General features: G+C 37.9%; 18 protein-coding genes, 2 tRNA genes, 1 riboswitch and 2 other annotated features. Of the genes, 17 read left to right on the forward strand and 3 right to left on the reverse strand.

Features of this window, described 5'->3' with window-relative positions; all coding sequences use genetic code 11:
• The first annotated feature begins 11 nt into the window (after positions 1-11).
• Positions 12-240: a binding site (T-box leader), on the forward strand.
• A 43-nt stretch (positions 241-283) separates the two neighbouring features.
• From ilvN to ribH, 12 genes are all read left to right on the forward strand, one after another.
• Positions 284-787 (forward strand): acetolactate synthase small subunit, encoded by a 504-nt coding sequence (gene ilvN, locus BVF91_RS09975; RefSeq protein WP_041592037.1) that lies wholly within the window; start codon positions 284-286, stop codon positions 785-787.
• Positions 788-1,783 carry a ketol-acid reductoisomerase gene (gene ilvC / locus BVF91_RS09980; RefSeq protein ID WP_085113259.1) on the forward strand — a complete coding sequence of 332 codons (996 nt, stop codon included), beginning with the start codon at positions 788-790 and terminating at the stop codon, positions 1,781-1,783.
• 15 nt (positions 1,784-1,798) lie between these two features.
• Positions 1,799-2,992 (forward strand): 2-isopropylmalate synthase, encoded by a 1,194-nt coding sequence (locus tag BVF91_RS09985; protein WP_085113260.1) that lies wholly within the window; start codon positions 1,799-1,801, stop codon positions 2,990-2,992.
• Positions 2,983-4,239, forward strand: a complete 1,257-nt coding sequence (gene leuC, locus BVF91_RS09990) for a 3-isopropylmalate dehydratase large subunit (RefSeq protein WP_085113261.1) — start codon at positions 2,983-2,985, stop codon at positions 4,237-4,239. The genes BVF91_RS09985 and leuC overlap by 10 nt, the downstream gene beginning before the upstream one ends.
• Positions 4,240-4,725 (forward strand): 3-isopropylmalate dehydratase small subunit, encoded by a 486-nt coding sequence (gene leuD / locus BVF91_RS09995; protein WP_085113262.1) that lies wholly within the window; start codon positions 4,240-4,242, stop codon positions 4,723-4,725.
• Positions 4,726-5,793, forward strand: a complete 1,068-nt coding sequence (gene leuB, locus BVF91_RS10000) for a 3-isopropylmalate dehydrogenase (RefSeq protein WP_085113263.1) — start codon at positions 4,726-4,728, stop codon at positions 5,791-5,793.
• A gap of 4 nt (positions 5,794-5,797) precedes the next feature.
• Positions 5,798-7,462, forward strand: coding sequence for a dihydroxy-acid dehydratase (gene ilvD, locus BVF91_RS10005; protein ID WP_085113264.1), 1,665 nt, complete (start codon positions 5,798-5,800; stop codon positions 7,460-7,462).
• Between the two features lie 34 nt (positions 7,463-7,496).
• The gene (gene ilvB, locus BVF91_RS10010) at positions 7,497-9,152 is read left to right on the forward strand and encodes a biosynthetic-type acetolactate synthase large subunit (RefSeq protein ID WP_085113265.1); all 1,656 of its coding nucleotides are present in this window, start codon (positions 7,497-7,499) and stop codon (positions 9,150-9,152) included.
• A 44-nt stretch (positions 9,153-9,196) separates the two neighbouring features.
• Positions 9,197-9,310, forward strand: a riboswitch (FMN riboswitch).
• Between the two features lie 62 nt (positions 9,311-9,372).
• A complete protein-coding gene (ribD, locus tag BVF91_RS10015) occupies positions 9,373-10,455 on the forward strand; it encodes a bifunctional diaminohydroxyphosphoribosylaminopyrimidine deaminase/5-amino-6-(5-phosphoribosylamino)uracil reductase RibD (protein WP_168170203.1) in 1,083 nt (360 codons plus the stop codon).
• Positions 10,456-10,463: 8 nt separating this feature from the next.
• Positions 10,464-11,084, forward strand: coding sequence for a riboflavin synthase (locus BVF91_RS10020; RefSeq protein ID WP_085113266.1), 621 nt, complete (start codon positions 10,464-10,466; stop codon positions 11,082-11,084).
• 14 nt (positions 11,085-11,098) lie between these two features.
• Positions 11,099-12,289: a bifunctional 3,4-dihydroxy-2-butanone-4-phosphate synthase/GTP cyclohydrolase II gene (locus BVF91_RS10025; RefSeq protein WP_085113267.1), complete on the forward strand. Its 1,191-nt coding sequence runs from the start codon at positions 11,099-11,101 to the stop codon at positions 12,287-12,289.
• Positions 12,290-12,312: 23 nt separating this feature from the next.
• A complete protein-coding gene (gene ribH / locus BVF91_RS10030) occupies positions 12,313-12,783 on the forward strand; it encodes a 6,7-dimethyl-8-ribityllumazine synthase (protein ID WP_085113268.1) in 471 nt (156 codons plus the stop codon).
• A 44-nt stretch (positions 12,784-12,827) separates the two neighbouring features.
• Here ribH and ytvI read toward each other — a convergent pair whose 3' ends face one another.
• On the reverse strand, positions 12,828-13,892 hold the full coding sequence (gene ytvI, locus BVF91_RS10035) for a sporulation integral membrane protein YtvI (protein WP_085113269.1): 1,065 nt from the start codon (positions 13,890-13,892) through the stop codon (positions 12,828-12,830).
• Between the two features lie 91 nt (positions 13,893-13,983).
• Positions 13,984-14,151, reverse strand: a complete 168-nt coding sequence (locus BVF91_RS13305; RefSeq protein ID WP_013786853.1) for a hypothetical protein — start codon at positions 14,149-14,151, stop codon at positions 13,984-13,986.
• Positions 14,152-14,297: 146 nt separating this feature from the next.
• Between BVF91_RS13305 and lepB the strand changes: the two genes are divergently transcribed.
• The 4 genes from lepB to BVF91_RS10055 all read left to right on the forward strand — a co-directional run bounded on the left by lepB (position 14,298) and on the right by BVF91_RS10055 (position 16,672).
• A complete protein-coding gene (gene lepB, locus BVF91_RS10040; protein ID WP_013786854.1) occupies positions 14,298-14,834 on the forward strand; it encodes a signal peptidase I in 537 nt (178 codons plus the stop codon).
• A gap of 45 nt (positions 14,835-14,879) precedes the next feature.
• Positions 14,880-15,065 (forward strand) — a binding site (T-box leader).
• Positions 15,066-15,099: 34 nt separating this feature from the next.
• On the forward strand, positions 15,100-16,371 hold the full coding sequence (gene serS, locus BVF91_RS10045; RefSeq protein WP_085113270.1) for a serine--tRNA ligase: 1,272 nt from the start codon (positions 15,100-15,102) through the stop codon (positions 16,369-16,371).
• Between the two features lie 84 nt (positions 16,372-16,455).
• Positions 16,456-16,544: transfer RNA gene (locus BVF91_RS10050), tRNA-Ser, on the forward strand.
• Between the two features lie 34 nt (positions 16,545-16,578).
• A tRNA-Ser gene (locus tag BVF91_RS10055) sits at positions 16,579-16,672 on the forward strand.
• 47 nt (positions 16,673-16,719) lie between these two features.
• Here BVF91_RS10055 and BVF91_RS10060 read toward each other — a convergent pair.
• Positions 16,720-17,946, reverse strand: a complete 1,227-nt coding sequence (locus tag BVF91_RS10060; RefSeq protein WP_085113271.1) for an LCP family protein — start codon at positions 17,944-17,946, stop codon at positions 16,720-16,722.
• A gap of 149 nt (positions 17,947-18,095) precedes the next feature.
• Between BVF91_RS10060 and BVF91_RS10065 the strand changes: the two genes are divergently transcribed.
• Positions 18,096-20,816: a UPF0182 family membrane protein gene (locus BVF91_RS10065; protein ID WP_502688658.1), complete on the forward strand. Its 2,721-nt coding sequence runs from the start codon at positions 18,096-18,098 to the stop codon at positions 20,814-20,816.
• The last annotated feature ends 15 nt before the right edge of the window (positions 20,817-20,831 follow it).

Genomic DNA, 20,831 nt, shown 5'->3' on the forward strand with positions numbered 1-20,831 from the left:
ATTTCATCTCAATAAAAGCGATGATGGAGAGGGGTATATGTATAAGCTAAAGAGAGCCGGTGGTTGCTGCAAACCGGTGCGAGTACATATATTAGATCGCTCCGGAGTAGTTAAGTTGAAGTTTTAGTAGGCTTAACCGTAAGACCTGCGTTAAAGGTAAAGTATGATTACTTGCTGAGGCATTTGCCGTGAGGTAAATGCGAAATCAGGTGGTACCGCGAGATGATCCTCGCCCTGAATATGGGGCGGGGATTTTTTAATATGTGAAAGGGGTGATATTATCATACACACAATATCTGTCTTGGTAAACAATCATTCTGGTGTATTGTCGCGAGTTGTAGGTCTTTTCTCAAGAAGAGGCTACAACATTGAAAGTTTGGCTGTAGGCACCACAGAACAAAACGATCAATCTCGCATTACCTTAACAGTCGATGGTGACGATTATGTGATAACACAAATAATAAGACAGCTTAGCAAACTGTATGATGTCATTAAAGTACAAGATGTAGGTAAATTCCCTAATGTATCAAGGGAGCTTGTACTGGTGAAAGTCGAGATCAATTCCAGCACGAGAGATGACATCATGCATATCGTAGATACTTTTAGAGGCAAAGTCATTGATATTTCACTGGATTCTATCATCATTGAAATGACTGGAGACACTGAAAAAGTAGAGGCATTTATAAAACTCATCAAACAGTTTCAAGTCAGAGAACTTACAAGAACAGGTCTTATAACTTTAGAAAGAGGAAATAGAATTTTAAAAGAATATGAGGAGGAATTGTAAATGGCAAGAATGTATTATGATGAAGATGCAGATTTAAACCTTTTGAAAGGAAAGAAAATTGCGATAATTGGGTACGGCAGTCAGGGACATGCACATGCTCTTAATTTAAAAGATTCTGGTTTAGATGTTGTGGTAGGTCTATATGAGGGAAGTAAATCTGCTGAAAGAGCAAAGCAGGATGGACTTACGGTGTTAAACGTAGATGATGCATGTGAATCAGCAGACATAATAATGATTTTAATACCTGATGAAAAGCAATCAAAAGTTTACAAAGAAAGCATAGAAAAGCACTTAAAACCTGGAAATGCTTTGGTTTTTGCCCATGGTTTCAATATACACTTCCATCAGATTGTGCCGCCAGAGTACGTTGATGTATTCATGGTAGCGCCAAAAGGGCCTGGACATTTGGTAAGAAGGGTTTTTACAGAAGGAAAAGGCGTTCCTGATTTGGTTGCGGTTCATCAAAATTACACTGGAAAAGCTTTTGAGACAGCATTGGCTTATGCAAAGGGAATTGGAGGCACAAGAGCAGGTGTCTTAGAGACTACTTTTAAAGAGGAGACAGAGACGGATCTTTTTGGTGAACAAGCAGTTTTGTGCGGCGGTGTTACAGAGCTTATGAAAGCAGGTTTTGAAACTTTGGTAGAAGCCGGTTATCAGCCTGAAATAGCATATTTTGAGTGTATACACGAGATGAAGCTTATAGTGGATTTGATATATGAAGGCGGCTTTGCCAACATGAGGTATTCCATCTCTGATACAGCAGAGTACGGTGATTATATGACAGGCAAAAGGATAATAACGGAAGATACGAGAAATGAAATGAAACAAGTTTTGAAGGAAATCCAGACAGGAGAATTTGCAAAGAAATGGCTTTTGGAAAATGCTGTAGGAAGACCGCAGTTTAATGCCATAAGAGAGAGAGAAGCAAATCAAAAGCTTGAGAAGGTAGGAAAAGAGCTCCGTGGAATGATGTCATGGCTTAAAAAGAAGTAAAGAGGGGGCTTGTTTATGGGGGATAGAAAAGTCATTGTTTTTGATACGACATTGAGAGATGGTGAGCAGACGCCAGGCGTCAATTTCGACAAGGAAACTAAATATAAGATAGCAAATAAGCTTGTTTCACTTGGAGTTGACGTAATAGAAGCCGGCTTTCCTGCTGCATCAAACGGTGATTTTGAAGCTGTAAAGTATGTAGGGGAGAATTTAGATGGCGTCACTGTCGCAGGATTGTCAAGATGTGTGAAAAGCGATATAGATAGAACCTATGAAGCATTAAAAAATGCGAAAAAGTCCAGGATACATCTTTTTATTGCCACATCTGATATTCATTTAAAATACAAGTTAAAAATATCCAGAGATGAAGCTTTAAAAATGGCAGTTGACAGTGTGAAATATGCTTTAGGTAAATTTGATGAAATTCAATTTTCTGCTGAAGATGCATCAAGGACTGATTGGGATTTCTTGGTCAAAGTGTTTAACGAAGTCATTGATGCTGGAGCTAAGATAATAAATATACCTGATACGGTAGGATATGCCGTTCCAAAAGAATTTGGCAGATTGGTAGAGTACGTAAAAGATAACATTCACGACAGAGAAAATGTGACGATAAGCGTCCACTGCCACAACGACCTTGGCATGGCTGTGGTAAACTCACTTTCAGCAGTTGAAAGCGGTGCGGATCAAGTGGAAGTTACTGTATGTGGAATAGGGGAAAGAGCTGGAAATGCTGCTTTAGAAGAAGTCATCATGGCCATAAATACAAGAAAGGATTATTTTAATGTAATCCATGGCATAAACACAAAGGAAATTTACAGCACATGCAAGCTGGTAAGTGAGATGGCAGGGATAGAACTTCAACCAAACAAAGCCATTGTTGGATTTAACGCTTTTAGGCATACTGCTGGAATCCATCAACACGGTGTCATAAACAATAAAGCTACCTACGAGATAATGAAGCCAGAAGATATAGGCATAACGACTGATCATATATCTATGGGCAAATTATCCGGCAGAAATGCCTTTGAATTGAAGTTAAAAAACATGGGATTCAATCTTTCGCGAGATGAGATAAATATCGCTTTTAAGAGATTTAAAGACGTAGCTGACAATAAAAAAGTTGTAGATGATGAAGATATAAGAGAAATCGTAGAAGATGTAATTTTAAACAGTAAGAGTTTTAAGGAGGGAGAGCTTTGGGGTTAACACTTACACAAAAAATTTTAGCTAATAAAGCCGGATATGAAGTTAAACCTGGAGATCTTATAGAGATAGACGTTGACATGGTGTTAGGCAATGATGTCACATCGCCTGTTGCCATAAAAGAGTTTTTAAAGATAGGTGTAAAGGAAGTATTCGACAAAGAGAAAATTGCATTAGTGCCTGACCATTTTGTCCCAAACAAAGACATAAAGTCTGCAGAACAAGTAAATATCGTAAGGAAATTTGCCAGAGAGTACGGCATCGTAAACTTCTTTGAAGTAGGGCAAATGGGGATAGAACATGCCCTTTTGCCGGAAAAAGGCTTAGTATTGCCAGGAGATGTGGTAATAGGTGCAGATTCTCATACATGCACGTACGGTGCAATAACGTGTTTCTCTACAGGAATAGGAAGCACTGATATGGCCTGTGCCATGGCTACAGGCAAGGCTTGGTTTAAGGTTCCCGAAGCCATAAAGTTTAATCTTAAAGGAAAGCTTAATAAGTGGGTAAGCGGAAAAGACGTCATACTGTACATCATCGGCATGATAGGTGTAGATGGCGCACTTTATAAGTCGATGGAATTTACTGGCGACATCTCGTCTTTGTCGATTGATGACAGGTTTACAATTGCAAATATGGCTATAGAAGCAGGGGCTAAAAATGGTATTTTCGATTACGACGAAATTACCGAAGCATATGTTTTGGGGAGAGCAAAGAGAAATTACAAAGTGTTTAAAGCTGATGATGATGCAGAATACGTAAAGACATACGATATAGACTTATCAACGATAAAGCCGCAAGTGGCATTTCCTCACTTGCCTGAAAACACAAAGTCCATAGATGATGTTGGAAATGTAAAGATAGATCAAGTTGTAATAGGTTCTTGTACAAATGGCCGTCTACAAGATATGGAAGTGACGTATGAAATTTTAAAAGGCAAGAAGGTTCATCCAGATGTAAGGTTGATAATATTCCCAGCTACACAAGACATATACTTGGAATGTGTAAGAAGAGGCTATATAGAAGAATTCATAAAGGCAGGTGCTGCTGTATCTACGCCTACATGCGGCCCTTGTTTAGGCGGTCACATGGGGATACTTGCAAAAGGTGAAAGGGCAATATCCACTACAAACAGAAACTTTGTTGGCAGGATGGGTCACACAGAAAGCGAAGTGTACTTGGCAAGTCCTGCTGTAGCAGCGGCATCAGCCATAAAAGGCTATATAGCAAGTCCTGAGGAGGTGGCTTAATTGGAAGGAAAGGCAATAAAGTACGGCGATAATGTGGATACGGATGTAATAATACCTGCAAGGTTTTTAAATACATCTGATCCAAAAGAACTTGCTGCCCATTGCATGGAAGATTTAGATAAGAGCTTTAAAGATAGAGTCAAACCGGGAGATATAATGGTTGCAGGAGACAATTTTGGCTGCGGTTCATCAAGAGAACATGCTCCTATAGCCATAAAGGAGTCTGGCATATCGTGTGTCATCGCAAAGTCGTTTGCCAGAATATTTTACAGAAATGCCATAAATATAGGATTGCCTATATTGGAATGTCCTGATGCGGCATCTTCGATAGAAGATGGTGACATTGTTTCAGTCGATTTTGAGACAGGTGTCATAAAAGACATAACAAAAGGCATCGAGTTTAAATCGCAGCCATTTCCTGAGTTTATAAAGAAGATAATCGAGTGTGGCGGCCTTGTAAACTACGTGAAGGAAAAGGTGGTATAGATGTACAAGATAGCTGTATTACCAGGAGATGGAATAGGAAAAGAAGTAATGGAGGAAGCACTTAAAGTATTAGATGCTGTTTCAGAAAAATACAACATCCAATTTGAAGTAAAGAAGTATCTGTTTGGCGGCTGTGCCATTGATGAGTTTGGAACGCCGTACCCTAAGGAAACAGAAGAAGCGTGCCTTAAAAGCGATGCAGTTTTGTTAGGGGCTGTTGGTGGGCCTAAGTGGGATGATCTGGATGGCGATAAGAGGCCTGAGGCAGGTCTTTTATCGTTGAGAAAAAGCCTTGGCGTGTATGCCAATTTAAGGCCTGCCACTCTCTTTAATTCTTTAAGAAGTGCATCTCCTTTGAAAGACGAAATTATAAAGGATGGGTTAGATGTACTTGTTGTAAGGGAATTGACAGGTGGCATATATTTTGGCGATAGAGGAACGGAAAAGATTGATTACGGGTATAAGGCATATGATACAGAATCGTATACCACCATGGAAATAGAGAGGATTGCCCATATAGCGTTTAAAGCGGCGAGAAACCGCAAGAAAAAAGTCACATCGGTTGATAAGGCCAATATTTTGGATTCATCAAGATTATGGAGAAAAGTCGTCAATGAAGTGAGTAAAGAATACCCAGATGTAGAATTAAACCATCAGTATGTTGACAATTGCTCTATGCAGCTTATAAAAGATCCATCACAGTTTGACGTGATACTTACATCAAATATGTTTGGAGACATATTGTCTGATGAAGCATCACAGCTTACTGGATCAATAGGAATGTTGCCATCAGCCAGCTTGAGAGGTGACAAAGTTGGGCTTTACGAACCTGTACACGGTTCGGCTCCTGATATTGCTGGCACGAAGAAAGCTAATCCTTTAGCTACAATACTATCTGTCGCAATGATGCTGGAGTATTCCTTTGACATGGTTGATGCTGCAAATGACATAAGAAAGGCGGTAAACGACCTATTGGAGGATGGCTACAGGACTCCTGATTTAGGAAAAGGCACTATTTTAAACACCGAAGAGATGGGCGACATGGTTGTAAAGTATTTAAAGAGGTGATTTTATGATAAGCGATAGCGTAAAAAAAGGAGTGGAAAAAGCGCCCCACAGGTCACTTTTGTACGCTTTAGGGCTTACAGATGATGAGATAAATAGGCCTTTAATAGGCATAGCTAATTCAAAAAACGACATAATTCCTGGACACATAAATCTTGACAAGATTGCAGAGGCAGTAAAAGCTGGTGTAAGGCTTGCTGGCGGCACTCCTTTAGAATTTTCCACAATAGGTGTCTGTGATGGAATAGCCATGAATCACAAAGGGATGAAGTATTCTCTTGCTTCAAGGGAATTGATAGCCGACAGCGTTGAGACGATGGCTATGGCCCATGGCCTTGACGGACTTGTGCTTATACCAAACTGCGACAAGATAGTTCCAGGTATGCTTATGGCGGCCGCAAGGCTAAACATACCAGCTATCGTAATAAGCGGAGGCCCGATGCTGGCTGGAAGTTACGAAGGAGGAGCATGCGATTTAAGCTCCATGTTTGAGGCGGTAGGCGCATTGAAGGCAGGCAAGATAAGTGAGGACGAGTTAAAGGCGATGGAGATGTCTGCTTGTCCTACGTGTGGTTCATGTTCAGGAATGTTTACCGCAAATACGATGAATTGCCTTACAGAAGGGCTTGGCATAGGACTTCCTGGTAACGGCACGATACCTGCTGTTTACTCAGAAAGGATAAGGCTTGCTAAAAAAGCAGGAATGAAGATAGTGGAGCTTGTAGAAAAGGATATTAAGGCAAGAGATATTTTGACAGAAGATGCCTTTATAAATGCCTTTTGCTTAGACATGGCTTTAGGAGGCTCTACAAATACAGTTCTTCACTTAAAGGCTATTGCACATGAGGCAGGAGTTGATATACCTCTCGAAAAGATAAATGAAATCAATGAGAAGGTTCCAAACCTGTGCAAATTAAGCCCTGCAGGAAAGTATCATATAGAAGATCTCTACCATGCAGGTGGCATACAGGCAGTATTGAAAGAACTGTCAAAATTAGGAGTCTTAAATACAGATTGCATTACAGTCACATGCGATACAATCGGTGAAAATTTCAAAGATGCGCGGATAAAAAATCATGATGTAATACACTCAGTAGAAGATCCCTACAGCAATACAGGTGGTTTGGCGATTTTGTATGGAAATATAGCGAAAGACGGTTCTGTAGTAAAGGCGTCTGCAGTAGCTAAAGAGATGCTTCGCCATTCTGGTCCTGCAAGAGTCTTTGATTCAGAAGATGAAGCCATAAAAGCCATTTATGATGGCAAGATACAAAAAGGCGATGTCGTTGTAATAAGGTATGAAGGGCCAAAAGGCGGTCCTGGCATGAGGGAGATGTTAAGCCCTACATCAGCACTGGCAGGCATGGGACTTGACAAGGATGTAGCGCTTATTACAGATGGAAGATTTTCTGGCGCCACAAGAGGAGCTTGCATAGGCCATGTGTCGCCTGAAGCGATGGAAGGCGGAGAAATCGCTTTGATAAAAGATGGGGATATCATTGAAATAGACATACCGGGAAGAAAGCTTAATTTAAAGATAGACGATGAAGAAATGGAAGAAAGAAGAAAAAACTTTAGAAGGCCTGAGCCTCACATTAAGACAGGTTACATGGCAAGGTACGCCAGATTAGTCACATCTGCAAATACTGGTGCGGTTTTAAAAAATGATTGACAAAGCTTAAATTCCATGAAAGGAGGCGCATATCGTGATCATAAAAGGTTCGCAGGTTGTCATAGAAGTATTAAAAGAGCAAGGAGTAGAAGTCGTTTTTGGCATTCCTGGCGGTGCCGTCATACCTCTTTACGATGCTTTGTACGATTCTGACTTGCGGCATATCCTTGCAACGCATGAACAGATGGCTGCCCACATGGCAGATGGATACGCAAGAGTGACTGGAAAAGTTGGCGTGTGCTTTGCTACATCAGGACCTGGTGCTACCAATTTAGTCACAGGAATAGCCAATGCCTACATGGACTCTGTGCCAATAGTTGCTATAACAGGGCAAGTTGCTACAAGCCTTATAGGAAAGGACTCTTTTCAAGAAGTGGATATTGCAGGAATCACGATGCCTGTGACAAAGCACAATTTTATTGTGAAATCACCTGATAAATTAGCGGACACTTTGAGAGAAGCCTTTTTTATAGCGAAAGATGGAAGACCAGGCCCTGTTCTTGTAGACATACCAAAGGACATTCAGACTGCAGATATAAACTTCGTCAAGCGAAAGGATTTTTATGTTGAAGTAAAGAAGCATCAAGTGTTAGAAGCAGATTTAGTAAAGGCAGCTGAGTTAATCTCATCAAGCAAAAGACCAGTTATTTTTGCCGGTGGTGGAGTAATATGGAGCGAAGCATCGAAGAATTTGTACGATTTTGCTAAAAAGCACATGATACCTGTAACTACTTCGCTTATGGGCCTTGGATGCTTTCCAGAAGATGATGAGTTGTCATTAGGGCTTATTGGAATGCATGGAAGCAGATATGCCAATACGGCCGTTTATAAATCAGATTTGGTGATTGCAGTAGGGTCAAGGTTTAGCGACAGAGTCGCCGGTAAAGCAGGTGGTCTGGCGCCAAATGCAAAAGTCATTCACATCGATATCGATCCTGCGGAAATCGGCAAAAATATCGATGTTGATGTGCCATTAGTAGGAGATATCAAAGAAGTCCTGTCTCTTTTAAATGGAATGATAAAAGAAAAAGACAATAGTGAATGGATTAATGAGCTTATATCGATAAAAGACAAAACGTCCTTTAAATATAAAGATGATGGGAAATTGAAGCCACAGTGGATAGTAGAAAGGGTTCAAGAGCTTGGAGGAGACAATCTTGTAGTAGCGACAGAAGTAGGGCAAAACCAGATGTGGACGGCTCAATACTATAAATTCAAAGAGCCAAGGACATTTGTCACATCCGGTGGATTAGGTACCATGGGCTTTGGACTTCCTGCATCAATAGGTGCACAAGTAGGGAGAGATGACAAAAGAGTGGTGAATATTGCAGGTGACGGCAGCATAAGGATGAATATTCATGCTCTTGAAACGATGTCGGTGTACAACATACCTGTTATAACGATAATCCTCAACAATCAGACACTTGGCATGGTTAGACAATGGCAAAATCTCCTTTACGACAAAAGATTTTCTCAGACAGATTTAAACCCGAATCTCAATTTTTCAAAAGTCGCCGAAGCTTTTGGGGTAACCGGAAGAAGAATTTACACGAAAGAAGAATTTACAGATGCTTTTAGTGAAGCATTGTCAAACAACAAGCCTTATGTTTTAGAGTGTATCATAGACAAAGATGAGATGGTTCTGCCATTTATTCCTGCTGGAGGAACCATTGAAGAGATGATAGACTAGCATTTTTATAAAATTAATGTTATAATTATAGAAACTAAATAAGATTAAACCTTCAGGGATTGGTGAAATTCCATACCGGCGGTAAAGCCCGCGAGCCTTATGGCAGATCTGGTTAGATTCCAGAGCCGACAGTATAGTCTGGATGAAAGAAGGTGAAATGGCAATTGTCATTATGCCCTGAAGTATTACATGCTTCAGGGCTAATTTTTTGAGGTGATTTATGGAGAAATACATGAAAAGGGCATTAAAGCTTGCTAAACTTGATGTAGGACACACAAACCCAAATCCTTTAGTAGGAGCTGTAATTGTTAAAAATGGCAAAATTATAGGTGAAGGCTATCATGAATACTATGGAGGACCACATGCGGAAATAAATGCATTAAAAAATGCTAAAGAAGATGTAAATGGAGCCACGCTTTATGTGACATTGGAACCGTGTTGCCATCATGGAAAAACACCACCTTGTGTCGATGCTGTCATAAAATCAGGCATAAAAAATGTTTTTATCGCTATGGAGGATCCAAATGAACTTGTAGCAGGAAAAGGAATTAAAAAGCTTGAAGAAGCTGGTTTAAATGTTTATACTGGATTGTTAAAAGATGAAGCAGAGAAATTGAATGAAGTATTTATAAAGTACATCACAAGTAGAGAACCTTATGTAATATTAAAATCCGCCATGACAATTGATGGAAAGATATCGACTTTTACAGGCGATTCTAAGTGGATAACAAATGAAAAATCAAGGGAGCATGTCCATAAAGTTAGAGGCAGCGTTATGGCAATAATGGTAGGTATTAATACAGTTATAAAAGATAATCCACATCTTACTGTTAGATTGCAAGGATATAAAAACCCTTTAAGAGTTATTGTGGATAGTCACGGCAGGATTCCATTAGATGCAAATGTCATCATTGATAAATCTGCTAAGACATTAATAGCTACAACAGATATGATGCCACATGATAAGGTGAAAGCTTTGAATGATTTGGGTGTTGATGTTGTTACAATCGAAAAAAAAGATAATAAAGTCCATCTAAAGAAATTGATCTATACGTTAGGGGAAAGAGGGATAGATAGTATTCTCATAGAAGGTGGAGGAACTCTCAACTATTCTGCTTTAAAAGAAGGAATAGTAGACAAAGTTATGTTTTATATTGCTCCAAAAATAATAGGTGGAAGCAATTCATTAACGCCTGTGGAAGGTGATGGCATTGCTTTGATTAAAGATGCAATAATGATTGAAAAGATAGATATAAAAAAATTTGACGATGACATACTTATAGAAGGTTATATAAAAAAGTAGGTGTTAAGATGTTTACAGGAATTATAGAAGAAGTTGGAAAGGTCAAAATGATTCAAAGAGGAAATATTACCAAAATAGCAGTAGAGTGCAAAAAAGTCTTAGATGGTGTAAGAATTGGAGATAGCATAGCTGTAAATGGAGTATGCTTAACGGTTACAAATATAGGTAAAGATTTATTTACATCAGATATAATGTATGAAACACTTAAAACAAGCAATTTAGGAAGTTTAAAGATAGGAAGCATTGTCAATTTAGAAAGGGCATTAAGCATATCAGGCAGGCTAAATGGACACATTGTGACGGGACATGTGGATACCGTTGGTACAATAATTGATAAAAACAAAATAAACAGTACGACGACATTTAAAATTAAAATTGATGAAAGATATTCAAAATATGTGGCTGATAAAGGAAGTATTGCTGTGGATGGAATAAGTTTGACAGTGGTAGAATCATCAGCTTCATACTTTACAGTGTCAATTATACCCCATACAGAGAACAATACAACTTTAAATATAAAAAGAATCGGAGATACCGTAAATATTGAAGTTGACATACTTTCAAAGTATGCAGAAAGGCTTTTGACGAAGAAAAACGTTGATGAATTTTTAATAGAAAATTATTTATAAGGAGATGTTCATAAATGTTTGATACTATTGAAAGCGCAATAGAAGACATAAAAAATGGGAAAATGGTCATTGTAGTCGATGATGAAGATAGAGAGAATGAAGGGGATTTAGTTATGGCTGCGGAAAAAGTGACAAGTGACCATGTGAACTTTATGATAAAGTACGGCCGTGGATTGGTATGTGTTCCTATGATGGGGGAGAGGCTTAAAAAATTAAACATTGGCAAGATGGTATTTGATAATACCGATAATAGAGAAACTGCTTTTACAGTATCTGTAGATCATAAAAACTGTAAAACTGGAATTTCTGCTTACGAAAGAGCACTTACTATAAAAATGCTTATAGATGATGAATCGATGCCGGATGACTTTACAAAGCCAGGACATGTATTTCCATTGGAAGCGAAAGAAGGAGGAGTATTAGTAAGAGCGGGACATACGGAAGCAGCGTGTGATTTAGCAAGGCTTGCAGGTCTTAAAAGTGCTGGTGTAATCTGCGAAATAATAAAAGATGATGGAAAGATGGCCAGGCTTCCAGAGCTAATTGAATTTTCGAAAAAATTTAATTTAAAAATAATATCTATCGCTGATCTCATAGAATATAGAAGAAAAAATGAAAAACTGGTGAAAAGAGTGGCAGAAGCATATTTGCCCACAAAGTATGGAGATTTTACGATAATAGGTTATGAAGAAATCTTAACAGGTAAAGAACACGTTGCGTTGGTGAAAGGTGATTTATCTGATAGTCCTACATTAGTCAGGGTTCATTCAGAATGTTTGACAGGCGACATTATGGGTTCATTAAGGTGTGATTGTGGCGATCAGCTTCATACATCGATGGAGAAAATTGGAAAAGAAGGAGGTGTACTATTGTATCTAAGACAAGAAGGCAGAGGAATAGGACTTTTAAACAAGATTAAAGCATATCATTTGCAGGATGAGGGACTTGACACGGTAGATGCCAACATCAGATTAGGTTTTCCGGCTGATATGAGAGAGTATGGGATTGGAGCTCAGATTTTGAAGGACCTTGGGCTTAAAAAACTCAGGATAATGACAAATAATCCCAAAAAACTGGTTGGTATTTCAGGTTATGGCCTTGAAATTGTAGAAAGAGTTCCTATAGAGGTTTCAATCAATAGACACAATGAAAGATATCTTAAAACAAAAAAAGAAAAATTTGACCACATATTTACTTCATTTTAAAAATAAGCAAAGGAGAGATTGTATTGAAAAAGTATGAAGGAAAACTCATTGGAGATGGCTTAAAAGTAGGCATTGTTGTAAGCAGATTTAATGAATTTATAACAAATAAACTTTTGGATGGTGCTTTGGATGCTTTAAGAAGACATGGTGTAGATGATGAAAGCATTGACATTGCTTGGACGCCAGGCGCATTTGAAATACCCCTTATATCAAAGAAGATGGCCACATCAAAAAAATACGATGCAATTATCGCGCTGGGTGCTGTAATAAGAGGCGATACACCGCATTTTGATTATGTTGCAAATGAAGTATCAAAAGGGGTAGCAAAAATATCGGTAGATTACGATGTGCCTGTAATATTTGGAGTCCTTACGACGGATACAGTTGAACAGGCAATCATGAGGGCTGGAACAAAGTCAGGCAATAAAGGGTTTGAAGCGGCTGTTACAGCAATTGAGATGGCCAATTTGATAAAGGAAATAGAAAGCTTATAAAAAAATACCCATCTTAAGAGCATTACGCTTTTAAGATGGGTATTTTACTTCCATGATGGTATTATGCCAGATTTTTGGAATGTTTTAAAGACGACTACGAAAACTGGCCCCATTATAAGCCCGAGACCACCGAAAAGCCTTGCACCGATAAACATGGATAAAAGCGTTACAAGAGGATGAAGGCCTATGCTTTGGCCGACTATCTTTGGCTCTATCATCTGCCTTACAACTGTGACGATGGCATATATGATAAGCAAGTAGATTCCAATAAGGTAGTTTTTGGTGAATATGTTGTACAATGCCCATGGGACTAATACAGAGCCTGATCCTAAAACAGGCAGTATATCTATAAAGCTGACTAAAAGCCCCAGCAAAAATGCGTAATCAAATCCTATTATCGTAAGCCCTATGGAAACTTCTAAAAAAGTGATAAACATTATGGTTATTTCAGCCCTTATAAAGCCTATTAAAGTTTGAAAGAGATCTCCTTTTATATTTTCAGCGTGAAATGCCCAATTGGATGGAAACTGTCTTTTTATAAAGTTTAATATGAGCCATTTGTCTTTGCTTAAAAAGAACGTTGATACGATTGTTATTATTGACATAAAGAAAAAGTTAGGCAGCTTTGTTGCCAAGCCTAATATCCATCCTGCGAAGTTTTTAGCGTACACAGATATATTATTTAAAATCGATTGAAGATTGCTTTCTAAGAAAGTTGAGATGTTTGTAGGAAGCGATACATAATATCTCCTAATTCTGTCTATCAAATCAGATATCACTACATCAAAATTCTTTGTGTAACTTGGTGCGTGTTCAGCTAAAGTATTGAGTTCGAATACAAGCTGTGTGACTAAAAGGCTTATTAAAAGACCGATTATTCCAATCAATAAAAGTATAAAGAATGCAGATGACAAACCCCTTGGTATTTTCAGTTTTTTTTCTGAAAACTCTACGGCAGGGTCAATTAAAATAGCCAAAAACAATGCCACTGCAAAAGGCATTAAAAATGGAATAAGCTTAAACACAAATAGGTAAAAGCTCAGTATGACTGCTAATATTACAATTGAATTTCTTATAGTGCTTTGATACCGTGAGAGAAAATCTTTCACGAAAAACCCCTCCTTACTCTTTATTATAGTATCGGAATAGCTATGTGTCTACATAAACGAATAAATAAAATCCGGTTTTGCCGGATTTTATTTATTGGGCGGTCTTTATTTTGATTTCATATGATTTTTTAGCTATTTCTGATTGAGATATTATTCCTTTTTCGATAAGCAATTCTATCAAAGATGTCAAAGCTAAAGTGTTTTTGTACTCTGTGTCTTTTATGTCGGCAATTTCTAATAGGTATTTGATTTCGTTCATCATATTCCCCCATAAATTATTTTATATAGTAATTATTGACACATATATTCATTATATACATTGTTGTTGTAATGTATATAAAGTTAGTATTTGAAATATTGATGTGATATAATAATAACTGTATATTTAAAAAAGGAGATTGGACGATGAAGAGCAATACGAAAAAAGAGATTGTAAGTTGGATACTTACTATTGGGCTTGCTTTTATTATAGCTATGTTTATCAGGACGTATGTGTTTGAGCTTGTTGACGTACCTACAGGTTCTATGCTTAACACAATACAGCTTAATGATAAGTTTATTGAATTAAAATTCATATACAGATTTGAGCCTATTAAAAGAGGTGACATAGTCGTATTTAAGTATCCCGACGATCCGTCTGTAAGCTTTGTAAAAAGGGTAATCGGAATTGGCGGAGATACCATTGAGATCAAAAATGGGATATTGTATAGAAATGGAAAGCCAGTAAAAGAGCCATACCTTAAAGAGCCTATGAATAAAAATGAGACATTTGGGCCGTATAAAGTTCCGCCAAATCACTACTTCATGTTGGGGGATAACCGCAATCAATCTCTTGACTCAAGGTATTGGAAAAACAAATATGTATCCAAAGATGCCATAATGGGCAAAATAGTATTTAGAATTTGGCCTTTAAGCAGATTTGGTTCTATGATTGGCAAATAATTGTTGAAATCGCATTTGTTATATAGTATAATTAGTTTTAAGTTAAAAGAAGCGTTGAAGGGCCAATAGTATGTATTATATTTAAGAGAGCTGGTGGCGGGTGTAAACCAGTATATGTACATATTTATCCAGCCTGGAGCTATGGTTAATAACCATCGGGCGACCGTTAAATCAGTGATGAGGGCTTTTTAAGCCGAATCAGGGTGGCAACACGGAAATCCCGTCCCTACATAGGGTGGGATATTTTTATTAGGAGGTGCAAATGATGCTTGATATTAAAAGGATAAGGAATAATCCAGATGAGGTAAAGAAAGCTATTGAACTTAAAAAAGAAAACTCAAACATCGACGAATTTTTAGAGATTGACGAAAAGAGACGGGAAATCTTAAAGGAACTGGAGTCTTTGAAAAACACCAGAAATAAAGAATCTGAAAACATAGCTAAACTGAAAAAAGAAGGCAAAGACGCTGAAGAATTGATAAAAGAGATGAAGGAAATATCCGACAAAATCAAGGCGATGGAAAGCGAAGTAAAGCAGTACGATGAGAAATTGGAAGAGCTTCTATGGACCATACCAAATATTCCACATGAAAGCGTTCCAGTTGGAGACAGCGATGCTGATAACGTGGAAATCCGCAGATGGGGCGATGTTAGAGAATTTGACTTTGAAGTGAAGCCACACTGGGACATTGGAGTTGAGCTGGGGCTTTTAGACTTTGAAGCGGCATCACGGGTTACAGGTTCCAGATTCACGTTTTACAAAGGATTAGGCTGTAGGCTGGAAAGGGCTCTAATAAACTTCATGATGGATCTTCACACAGAAAAACATGGATACACAGAGGTTTTTCCGCCTTTTATGGTTCATAGAAGAAGCATGTTTGGCACAGGACAGCTTCCTAAATTTGAAGAAGACGCATTTAAGGTGGCTGGGACAGATTATTTCTTGATACCGACTGCTGAAGTTCCGGTTACAAATATGTACAGAGAGACCATAATTGACGGTGAAAAACTTCCTATATACAATTGTGCGTATAGCGCTTGTTTTAGACAGGAAGCCGGTTCTGCAGGGAGAGATACAAGAGGATTAATAAGGCAGCACCAGTTTAATAAAGTAGAACTGGTAAAGATTACAGAGCCTGAGAAATCATACGAAGAACTTGAAAAGATGGTAAGCGATGCTGAAGATGTGCTGAAGACTTTAGGCATACCTTATAGGGTTGTATCTATATGCACTGGAGACCTTGGCTTCACTGCGGCAAAGAAGTACGACCTTGAGGTTTGGATGCCAAGCTACGGAAGGTATGTTGAGATATCATCTTGCAGTAACTGCGAGGACTTTCAGGCAAGGAGAGCAAACATCAAATACAGGCCAAAAGATGGAGGAAAGGCCCAGTATGTCCATACTCTAAATGGTTCAGGTGTGGCAGTCGGCAGGACTTTTGCAGCAATACTTGAAAACTATCAGCAAAAGGATGGTTCTGTAGTTGTGCCTGAAGCTTTAAGGCCGTATATGAGATGTGATGTTATAAGGAAGTAAAAGGATTAAATAACATTAAATAATTGATTCATGAATATTGACAACTTAGCCGGTATATGATATACTTTATATCGTTCCCGGCTTGGAGAGGTGTCCGAGGGGTTTAAGGAGCTGGTCTTGAAAACCAGTGTCTCTTAACGGAGCCGTGGGTTCGAATCCCACCCTCTCCGCCATGAATTTAATATTAAAATAGATTGTAGCTGACATGGAGAAGTACCCAAGTTGGTGAAGGGGCGGTCCTGCTAAGACTGTAGGTCGGGGATAACCCGGCGCGAGGGTTCAAGTCCCTCCTTCTCCGCCATACATAGGCTACTTTTTTTGTTGAAAAAAAGGCGCAATTGCGCCTTTTCATTTTTTATCATTACCTATTATGACGGTGACATCTGCACTGCTTAATTTTTCATCTTTTAATACGTTTTTTATTGATAGAGCATTGGCAACTTTGTGGGCTTTATCAATGCTGGTATTTGCGTAAACGCATGATTCATCGTAATTTTTCGCATCGGCATTGGCGATTTTGACTACGTTAAAGCCAAGATTTTTAAGTTCATCAGCGTACTTTGCAGCCAGTCCTTGTACTTTTGTTCCATTGTAGACCGCAACAGAAATGGTATTATTTATAGGTGAATACGTTATTTGCGAGACTGTGCTTACAGAATCATTGTTTAAGCCGTCTCCAAACATCTCTGATGCCACTTCCATGGCTTTTTGCTGGTCTACAAAATAATAGCTGTAATCACCCATGTATCCGCCTTCTCCTGGCACTATAGAAGTATTTATGTTTTGAGGCTTATTCTTGACGAAGTCCAATGCGTACGTTGTGATATCTTTTGCTGTCAAATCTGTTTTTAAGTTTTTGCTTAGTGTTATGGCCAGAGATGGAATCTTCGTTATTATGGTAGGTGATGTGACTTTCTTTATGAATGATTTCAAAAATTCTTGCTGAGCATTTATTCTTCCTATATCGCCATCTGCATAGCCATGTCTATAACGAACAAATTGCAAAGCTTCTTCACCATCTAATACTTGAAGTCCCTTCTTTAGGTTTATGTGAAGTGGTGGATTTGCCACGTTGTCGTCGTATTTCATGTTAAACGGTATGTTTACCTCGACACCACCTATGGTGTCAATTATATCTTTGAAGCCATCATATGTTAAAATGACGTAGTTGTCTATTTTTATTCCCAACAGACTTTCCACTGCATCTTTTAAACCGTCTATTTTCTGCTCGGAATAAGCTGCATTGATTTTTTTCTCAGTTGGTGCATTGTAGCCTGGCCTTGGATAATATGTATCGCGTGGAATCGATAACATATCGATTTCTTTTTTATTTGCATCAAAGCTTGCCACGAATATAGTGTCAGAGAGACCATCGGCATCACCGACAAATAGTATATTTTTTTTGTTCTGACTACTGTTATTTTGTTTAGACGTTTTAACTTGATTATTGGTTGTGACAGGATTTTCTTCTGTGTTTACAACGTTTAAATTTCTATAAAACATAAATGCACCTGTGCCAATAGATAAAGCGATTCCTAAAATGACAAGGAGGGAGATTTTTAAAGCCCTTTTCATCCATATATCACATCCTCATTAATCATCATTTTCTATTTATTTCTAATATACATTATATGCCTAAATTAATCAATAAAAATCGCTTTGCATTTTATAAAATGGATATATTATAATAGTGTCAAGAAGTACATTTTAGGATGGTGATTTGTTTGAAAAGAGGGAATTTGGCAATAATCATTTTATTGATATCAATATTTTTAATTGTAGCTTTATTTGCAAGCCTTGCAAATCTTATTGTGGACATACAGTGGTTTAACAGTTTAAATTATTTAGGGGTATTTTTTAAGAAGTTTTTAACACAGCTTACTATAGGTGTGCCATCGTTTGTAGTAATCTTTATCCTTTCTTATTTCTACCTGAATAGAATGGTTAAAGACTATGCAAAGTTTGCCCAGGACATTGAAATCAAAAGTGTACGCAAAAGATTTAGAGGTGTGGTGATAGGCATATCGATATTTGTAAGCTTTTTGATTTCTGTATTTATCTCTGCAAATTGGTGGAACGACTTTTTGTTTTACATAAATTCTGCGAATTTCGGCGTGAAAGATCCGATTTTTAATAAAGACATAAGCCTTTACATGTTTAGACTGCCATTTCTTTTAGATGTATATGATTTGCTTATTATCATAATACCGATACTCATAGTCGCCACTATAATCGTATATGGGCTTATGTACTTATCCGATAAGACCAGGTTTTATGAGATATCAGACAGAGGAGGTTTTTTTAGAGCTATTTACAACAAAGAGATACTGATGATAGCTTTTAGGCAAATTGCCGTTTTGGGATTTGTATTTTTTGCCGTTCTTTCATTGGGTTATTACTTAAAAGCGTATGGCATATTGTACTCTAAAAGTGGCGTTGTCTTTGGCGCAGGCTATACGGATGTTCATGTAAGGCTTTTGTTTTACAGGATTTTAATGTTGGCATCAATAGTTTCCGGCATTTTGTTTATGATTGGCGCATTTAGGCAAAAACTTAAATACATAATAGCATCACCTGTAATAATCGTTGCCATCATGATCTTATCGACTGTATCACAAATGGTTGTTCAAAGTTTCATTGTTGCGCCAAACGAGCTTGACAAGGAAAAGACTTATTTGAAGTACAATATTGACTTTACTCAGAAAGCATTTGACTTAAATAATGTTGAAGAGAAAAATTACGATTTAAGCGGCAATATAGACAAAAAGGTATTAGATGAAAACCAAGACACCATAAACAATATCAGGATAAATGATTATAGGCCTGTAAGCCAGATATACAACCAGCTTCAAAGCATAAGGCTTTACTATAAATTTAATGACATAGATATCGACAGGTATATGATAAATGGAAATTACAGGCAGGTCTTTATATCTGCGAGGGAGATGAATCTTGACAATCTGGCAAGCCAAGCGAAAAATTGGATCAACATGCACCTTAAATACACACATGGGTATGGCGTTGTGATGTCAACCGTAAATGATGTAACGGCTACAGGGCAGCCAGACATGGTGATAAAAAATATTCCGCCAGTGAGCAGCACAAATATAAAGATAACGAGGCCAGAGATATACTTTGGAGAGCTTACAAACACGTACGCAATAGTAAATACAAAGACAGGTGAATTTGATTACCCTTCAGGCGACACAAACAAAGAAAATTTTTACTCTGGCAAATCAGGCATACCTATGACGTTTTTAAACAAGCTTTTGTACACTATTTATACTGGCAATATAAAAATACTTTTATCCACTGACATTACGCATGATAGCAGGATGCTTCTTTTTAGAAACATAAAGGATAGAGTTCAAAGGATAGCTCCGTTTTTGATATACGATGATGATCCATACATAGTAGTAGATAATGGCAAACTGTATTGGATGATTGATGCATACACTTATTCTGGAAACTATCCCTATTCAGAGCCTTATGGGGATACAGGCATAAATTACATAAGAAATTCTGTCAAAGTCGTCGTTGATGCTTATACAGGTGATGTAAAGTACTATATATCTGACAAAAATGACCCTATAATAAAGGTGTACAGCAGGATATTTCCCGGGCTATTTAAAAACATAGACGAGATGCCTAAAGGCTTAAAAGCTCATATAAGGTATCCTCAGTATATGTTTGATATACAAGCAAGCGTTTATAAAAATTATCACATGTCAGATCCGCAAGTCTTTTACAACAAAGAAGATTCTTGGGACATAGCAAAGGAGAAATTTACAGGTAAGATAGAACCGGAAGAGTCACAGTATGTCATAATGAGGCTTCCAGGAGAAAAAACTGCTGAGTACGTTTTGATGATTCCGTATACACCAGCCACGAAAGATAACATGGTGGCTTGGATGGCAGCAAGGATGGATGGCAATAACTATGGAAAACTGGTAGTCTATAAGTTTCCAAAAAGCACTGTCGTGTATGGGCCTATGCAGATTGAGAACATGATCGATCAAGATCCGAATATTTCAAAAGAGATGAGCTTGTGGGATCAAAAAGGATCAAGCATCATAAGAGGCAATTTGCTGACACTGCCGATTGACGATTCTATGCTTTACGTTGAGCCTATCTATATACAGTCATCAAATGAAAATGCAATACCTGAAGTGAAAAGGGTTATTCTGGCGTACAAAGATAAAATCGTAATGGAGGATACGCTTGCAAATGCATTAAACAAGCTATTTAATTTGCAAGCTCCAACACAGCCACAGGTTCCACAAGTGCAGACGAATGAAACCCAGCAAGAGCTTATAAAGAAGGCAAATGACATATATAATAATGCAATGAATGCTTCAAAAAATGGCGATTGGACAGATTTCGGTAAAAATCTCGATGAGCTTGGAAACGTGCTTAATGATTTAAACAATAGCATAAAAAAGTGATGATGAAAAGTGCAC

It is taken from the genome of Thermoanaerobacterium sp. PSU-2 (assembly GCF_002102475.1).
In the GTDB taxonomy this organism is placed as follows: domain Bacteria; phylum Bacillota; class Thermoanaerobacteria; order Thermoanaerobacterales; family Thermoanaerobacteraceae; genus Thermoanaerobacterium.

Bases quoted from the DNA above. Each gene is read 5' to 3' on its own strand.
- BVF91_RS09985 (WP_085113260.1), top strand. From the start codon at position 1,799: ATGGGGGATAGAAAAGTCATTGTTTTTGATACGACATTGAGAGATGGT.
- BVF91_RS10020 (WP_085113266.1), top strand. From the start codon at position 10,464: ATGTTTACAGGAATTATAGAAGAAGTTGGAAAGGTCAAAATGATTCAA.
- leuB (WP_085113263.1), top strand. From the start codon at position 4,726: ATGTACAAGATAGCTGTATTACCAGGAGATGGAATAGGAAAAGAAGTA.
- ilvD (WP_085113264.1), top strand. From the start codon at position 5,798: ATGATAAGCGATAGCGTAAAAAAAGGAGTGGAAAAAGCGCCCCACAGG.
- BVF91_RS10060 (WP_085113271.1), bottom strand. From the start codon at position 17,946: ATGAAAAGGGCTTTAAAAATCTCCCTCCTTGTCATTTTAGGAATCGCT.
- ribD (WP_168170203.1), top strand. From the start codon at position 9,373: ATGGAGAAATACATGAAAAGGGCATTAAAGCTTGCTAAACTTGATGTA.
- BVF91_RS10025 (WP_085113267.1), top strand. From the start codon at position 11,099: ATGTTTGATACTATTGAAAGCGCAATAGAAGACATAAAAAATGGGAAA.
- lepB (WP_013786854.1), top strand. From the start codon at position 14,298: ATGAAGAGCAATACGAAAAAAGAGATTGTAAGTTGGATACTTACTATT.
- serS (WP_085113270.1), top strand. From the start codon at position 15,100: ATGCTTGATATTAAAAGGATAAGGAATAATCCAGATGAGGTAAAGAAA.
- ilvC (WP_085113259.1), top strand. From the start codon at position 788: ATGGCAAGAATGTATTATGATGAAGATGCAGATTTAAACCTTTTGAAA.
- BVF91_RS13305 (WP_013786853.1), bottom strand. From the start codon at position 14,151: ATGAACGAAATCAAATACCTATTAGAAATTGCCGACATAAAAGACACA.